This window comes from Cupriavidus sp. 291-E7, assembly GCF_057798835.1.
Genome location: NZ_JBYOJV010000053.1, coordinates 1 through 5761 on the forward strand (window position 1 = coordinate 1; position 5761 = coordinate 5761).

4 protein-coding genes are annotated in these 5761 nt (G+C 60.4%); 3 read left to right on the plus strand and 1 reads right to left on the minus strand.

Features of this window, described 5'->3' with window-relative positions:
• Positions 1-216 precede the first annotated feature (216 nt).
• Positions 217-882: a hypothetical protein gene (locus AC3FLX_RS33585; RefSeq protein WP_488701586.1), complete on the plus strand. Its 666-nt coding sequence runs from the start codon at positions 217-219 to the stop codon at positions 880-882.
• Positions 883-935: 53 nt separating this feature from the next.
• Here AC3FLX_RS33585 and AC3FLX_RS33590 read toward each other — a convergent pair whose 3' ends face one another.
• On the minus strand, positions 936-3875 hold the full coding sequence (locus AC3FLX_RS33590) for a Tn3 family transposase (protein ID WP_488701587.1): 2940 nt from the start codon (positions 3873-3875) through the stop codon (positions 936-938).
• Between the two features lie 322 nt (positions 3876-4197).
• Here AC3FLX_RS33590 and AC3FLX_RS33595 point away from each other — a divergent pair, with 322 nt between their 5' ends.
• Entirely contained in the window at positions 4198-4518 is a 321-nt protein-coding gene (locus AC3FLX_RS33595) for a hypothetical protein (RefSeq protein WP_488699192.1), read from the plus strand.
• Between the two features lie 24 nt (positions 4519-4542).
• Complete coding sequence (locus tag AC3FLX_RS33600) at positions 4543-4812, plus strand: hypothetical protein (RefSeq protein WP_488699193.1); 270 nt, start codon at positions 4543-4545, stop codon at positions 4810-4812.
• The last annotated feature ends 949 nt before the right edge of the window (positions 4813-5761 follow it).

Here is a 5761-nt window from a genome sequence, read left to right on the forward strand (position 1 = left end):
CTTGGCGTGTCCCGCAAGACGCTATGGGAAAAGATGAAGCGGTTGGGCATCCGCACTGCGGATACCGACGTGTCGGGATCATCGTGAGGTGGTCGACGGTTGCAAGGTTTGGCACGCCCGCAAACTAGGGCGCGTCATTGGCAAATTGCCACTCGCTGCGGGCCTTGTTTATTTCTATATTTCGCATATAGTCGAAATATAGTTGCGGAGAAGGACATGGGCAGCAGAGAACACACTCTTACTGGCGTTCGTCAATCTGACCGGATAGGGGGACAGTGTGGCGCGAGGGAAGGCTTGCACCTGGTGATGGCGCATCGACGCGCTGCCGCGCGAACGGTGCAATTGCTGCAGGCGCCTGGCTTCCCGCCATCGAGTGACCCCTTCTTTCAGCCGGACCTCGCGCGCGCTTTTCAGATGGAAACAGGGTACGTGACGTCCGCAATCGCATTGGCCGACGCAAAAGATGTCAGATTCGAACTTGAAGGACTGGGGGTCACCGAAGGCTCGTCGGCTGTTGTCCTTGTCATGGAGACGAATGCGTTGATCAAGATTTGGTCGGGCTGTGACTGGCAACAGAGATTGCTCCGCTTCCGAAATAGTCTTGCCGATCAGGGCTCGAAGCTCTTTGTCGCGCTAGCTACTCGGCGCGAGACAGGCGGAGTGCTCGGGACGCTGAGGAACCTGTGGACGCGCCTCATTGTGAACCGTGTCCAGCGATATTGTCGTGAGGAGGGGATCGGCTTCCTCGGCTCGGTACGGGTTGCTGCTCCCAGAAAGACACGGCGGAAGAAGCAACCTGACAGGTCAGTCTCCATCATCCTTGCCCAGAGACTCGCCTCGACATCGTTCTTTTGTTGCGGTGCCTTTCGTATCGGTGGCTAGCAATCGACACCTCATCGAGGTGTCAGTGCTGGGCAAAGCATCTGCTGTCGAGGTCATGCTGTACGCCACGTCGACGGTACGGTCTGCGCGCTTGTCGCACTCGGCAGTAGCCGGTGTGCGTAGCGTGCAATCGGAAAATCGAAGGTGCCGCGCAAGTTGATGCCTTCCAGCCGAGTTGGCGCGATCTGGCGCAGGTCCTCGGCACGCATGGGTTCACCGCCAATAGCCTCTATCGCCTCCAGAGCATTCTGCATGTGCAGCGTGTTCCAAGCCATCACGGCATTGGTCAGCAACGTCAACGAAGACGAGACCGCTGCCAGCGATGCATCGTGCCGAGCCAACTCCAGGGGGATTTTTCCGTAGTGGATGGCCCGCTGGACGGTATGCACGGCTTCGCCGCGATTCAGGGCATGCTGCATCTCCTGGCGGAACGCGGTGTTAGTGAAATAGTCGACGAGGAAGATCGTACGGAATAACCTTCCCAGGTGCACGCCCGCCTCATACACGTGTTGGCCCCTTGCCGCCGCGCCGAAACGTGTCAATGCCTGCACCGCTGTGCATTGACCGGTCTGGACCGACGCCGCAATCCGGACAAGTTCGTCCCAGGCAAGTTCGATCAACACGAGACGGACATCCGCATCCGCTACCGCGGCAAGTTCTGGCGGAATTGCATGGCCTTTGGGGACATGCAACCGGCGATCACGCAAATGAGAAAGCCGCGGGCAGAGATCGAAGCCCAGCAGCCGCGACAGACACATCGCGAAATCGGTGTAGCCGTGGGTGTCAACGGCGAGCTGCGTCACGTCTTCCCCGCCATTTTGGCGAATCACGCCTTCGATGGCCGCGCCGGCTTGTCTCTCATTCAGGAGGATCGGCTGGTCGTAGAAGATGCCCCATCGGTCGCGAACGTGTGTGTACATTCCGATCGACGCGGTGCGCCGGCGCGGGTCAGCCCGCGCTTGCCAGACCGAGCGCGTCGTCTCCAGTGACATCATGTCCGAAGACGCCAACTCGGCGCGCCCCCAATGCCGGGCGATGGGATGCTGATGCATGAAGGCAAGCACTGCATCAGAGGCCTTTCGCAGTTTCCGCTCGTCCGCGATACGCTGCATCATCTGGCGAATCGCGCTGGATGACAGTTCCGGCACCATGCGGGCCAGGTCCGCTGCAGACATCGAGGTCCCATGCGCGAGCACTGCGGCGTAGACCATGAGCAACTCGCTGCGAGAATATGGCTCCCGCCCCAGCAGAAGCCAACTGAAATGCGTGTGGCTGTCGATTTCCAGAAGGATCTCGGGTAGCTGTCCGTCTGGATGCCGATCAAACAGCGCACGCCGCAGGGCCTCAACTGAAGCCTCGGGCCGCGTTGCCTTGAGAGGATCGACATGGATGGCACTATCGATCTTCAACTCGCCTCGCCCGGCCGCATCGCGCAGCCGAGCGAGCCCCACATCCAGGTGTGCGACCACAGGTTCCAAGAATGCTTTGGCGTCCTGCGGCAGTTTGAGATGGCCATAGAAGTGGTTGCGCCGCGCCTGCCAATCCTGGCTGGAGATCAGCATGGTTGCCTGGCTGCGGAAGGCAAAGCTGTGATCGAGGAATACCGAGCCATTACGTAGCGCAACCCGTAGAGCAAACAGCGTTCCCCATTCGAAGGCGGCCAGTGCTCGCCTACGGTCCTGTCCCTCCAGTATGGGCTGCCACGCTCGCCCGAAACGCGCAGTCACCCGATGGGGTAGCCAGTCGGCCCTTCGCGCATAGAGACTGCGTAAGATCTCCATCGCCTCTACCGCTGGATGGGCGGACTGTGTGGCGAATGGCAACCGGACGAGCCTGGCCAGCAATGCTCTGGCAAGCCGATGCCGCAACAGCAGTTGCTCGCGGATCATGCCGGCACGGCTTCGCAGATGCTGCTGGCTGGTAGCGGCGTCGGCCAACGCATTTAACTGGTGGCACAGCGCATCTCGCGTGAGCGTGTCATCCGCGATGAGCCCTTTGACGGCTGCAGCGAACTCTCGCAGCTTGCCGTCTGGATCCGGTCGGCCAGCGTCGATGAGCCGTCCGGCGTCATTGACAGATTTTCGAATCCAGTGGCGCAGCATGGACGACATCTGGTCCGTGGCAGCACACAAGGCATAGCGCAAAAAGCAAGCGGCTTCCAGGCGGCGGGATTGTTGCACCACGCGTTTGCTGACCGAGGCCGGTCGATTAGCGCAACGTCTCGCATAGTGCCGTACCACCGCCTCGTTGCAGACCGCCGGCCAGCGACGTTGGATGCCCAATTTGTACAGTCGCTCGATCTTGTCAAACAGCTCGCCCATTTGATGCGTGGAGCTGCGCAATGGAACCGCCCACAGCCATTGCTGCAGACTTGCTTGACTGCCTTCCGGACGAGGTAGCAAGGCCCCCCAAGCATCAAGCGATGCCTCGCCATAGGCGAGCACCAACGCGTCGGTCAATGCCGCCTCGGAAACCTCCACGGCCTGGCTAATGAGGCGTTTCAGCGCACGTTCATGCGGGATCAGAACACGATGCTCGTACAGCCACCGCTTCAGTTCGTGCAGCATGTCACTGCGATTGGGTTGTCCCGCTAAGCGCTCTTTGAGCCAACGCGTTACGTAGCGTCGCTGATGCTCAGCCATCGGGCTGAAACCGAGCGCCTGATAGGCGAGCATCTGATGGTCCACCAGCGTGTCGGTGCGCCCGTCATAGAGGGCGCTCAGCGTGCCCATATCCGGTGGCGTGATGCCGAGTTGGGCGCCAACATATGCCCAGAGAAATTTAGGAACCTGCTTGGAGGCGTCAAGAGTGCGGCCGGTCATGCGGACAAAGCCGATATGGACGGCGCAGGCCAGCCGGTACAGATGGCTGCGCCGTGCGTCGATCAGGGCGCGCTCCTTGGGAGAGAAAGTGAAGAAAGTGGCGAGCTCGAACTCGCTGAGCTCGCGCGGCATCTGTCGCATGCCGAGATACGCCAGTTGCCAGTGATCCATCGCGCTTTCTCCCAAGCGGTAGACGGACCGCCGAGATTAGCGGCAAGAAGGCTGAGACGCAAGGCGACGTGGGGCGGAGCCCACCACTGCACTGCCAGTTCCTCCTAACGACCCGCGCGCTGCCGTAGTGGCTGTTCAGTCTCTTCCACGCGTCTGGCAAGATTGAGTTGCGCGATTGCTGTGATCGCCGGCGACGATGGCGTAGACACAGGGATTCCTGCGGGACACTTGTGCACATACCACGTCAGCCGCACAGGACCGTAAGGCAGCGTTAATCGAGCGAGGGTCGGACCATTGTCAGGTGCCTACGCGCGACTGCGACGTGATCGAAATCAACGCGATAGGGTTGCATGGCGATCCCGCGTTGCTACACTCGCTAAGGGGTATTTCCGGGAAGTTCATCATGGCGACATATTTTCGTGGGGACGTCACCATCGTGACGGCGGTGGAGGAACTGGTCGCCGGTCGATATCGCGGATTTCTGACATTTGATACCGAAGCGGGCCAGTGGCGATATGACTGCCCAAAGTGCCACGGCACGCCGCTGGAAGCGCGTGCAGATGCTGACGCGGATCTGGAGTATGCCTACCGGCGGTATCTGACGATCCCCTTGGTCCGCAACGACTCGGGCACGCTCCACTGATTCCGGAGTGGCGCCTGGACTGCCGTGATCGAACCGGGGCAGGATCTCTTCAGAAGGGTGGGCTACCACGACTTCCGGGCCTATACGCAATTGACCAGCGGCGGCCTGCACCAGGGCTTTGTCTTGGCGCGTCACCACACGATGGTCGGCACAGTACAGGCCGTGTTTCGTGCCGGCAAACCGCATCCGCAGAGTTCGGAGGCAATGTTGATGGCCCTGGCGAAACTGGATCAGTGGGCGACCCTCGCCAGCGAAGCCGATCTACCTCTGCAAGCCGGCGAACAATCTATCTGATGACTGTTTGTTTCGCGCAGGTTGGCGCGCAATCCAATCTGAAGCGGGAATTCCCGTCACACCATTTTTTGGCGATGCGCGGACGACGCATACCCGCCCAAATGGTGGAATGACATGCCTCGCACCTCAGCCGTTTGCGCTGCCGAAAATTGCCGCCGCAGGGGCATCTGTGCTCTATGCTGAATCTAGGCGCCCACCCTGGTGGCGCGCTTTAGGGCGACCCGCCGCCTTCTCTGACTGGTGGCGGGCCTTTTTCCTGCCTTCCGGCCGGCGATTGCCCACCTCGATCTCGAGTCCAACTTGCTCATCGTTCTCCTGCGCTGCGGCAATCGCGCGTTACTCATTCCACGCGACCAGGCACTGATCGACTGTCCGCCCCTTGTGCGCCTCTGACTGGGCACGCCGGAATTCCAGGGTGACGACGAAATCACGCTCGACAGTTGGGTGCCCGGATTCAATCCGCCGGTGATTCTGGCCGACCTTCTGCGGCAGGGCTTCTGCGCCTTGGATCAGAATGGAGTGGTACGGGGATTTTCGGGACCGGTGCTGGCGTATGCACGAGATAGGAGCGCTACGGATTTGCTTCGAGACGGGGAGCCACTACATGGAAACCCGCGTAGTTAAGCCAGAGTGAGGCTGATTCTTCGGGCCGATTCCGGCCATCGCCGAATGCCCGACGGCCAAGATGTACTTGTTTGTTGAGATTCTGGCGAACACCGAACACCAATCAAAGCGTCTACGCACAGTCGACCGGGCCCATCGTGGTAACAGCGGTTTGTGGCTGTTCGTGCATCGCTTTTGGGGCGGCCAGCGTTCCGGAATCAGGCGCAAAGGCGCCAGTCAGTAGGTGACTGATTTGACTGGGATTTCAGGCAGTCATCGTCCGGAAACCCGCGTGGATGCTAGGGGTGGCTACCCCGGTAAATTGCACGGAAATCAAGGGGACCCC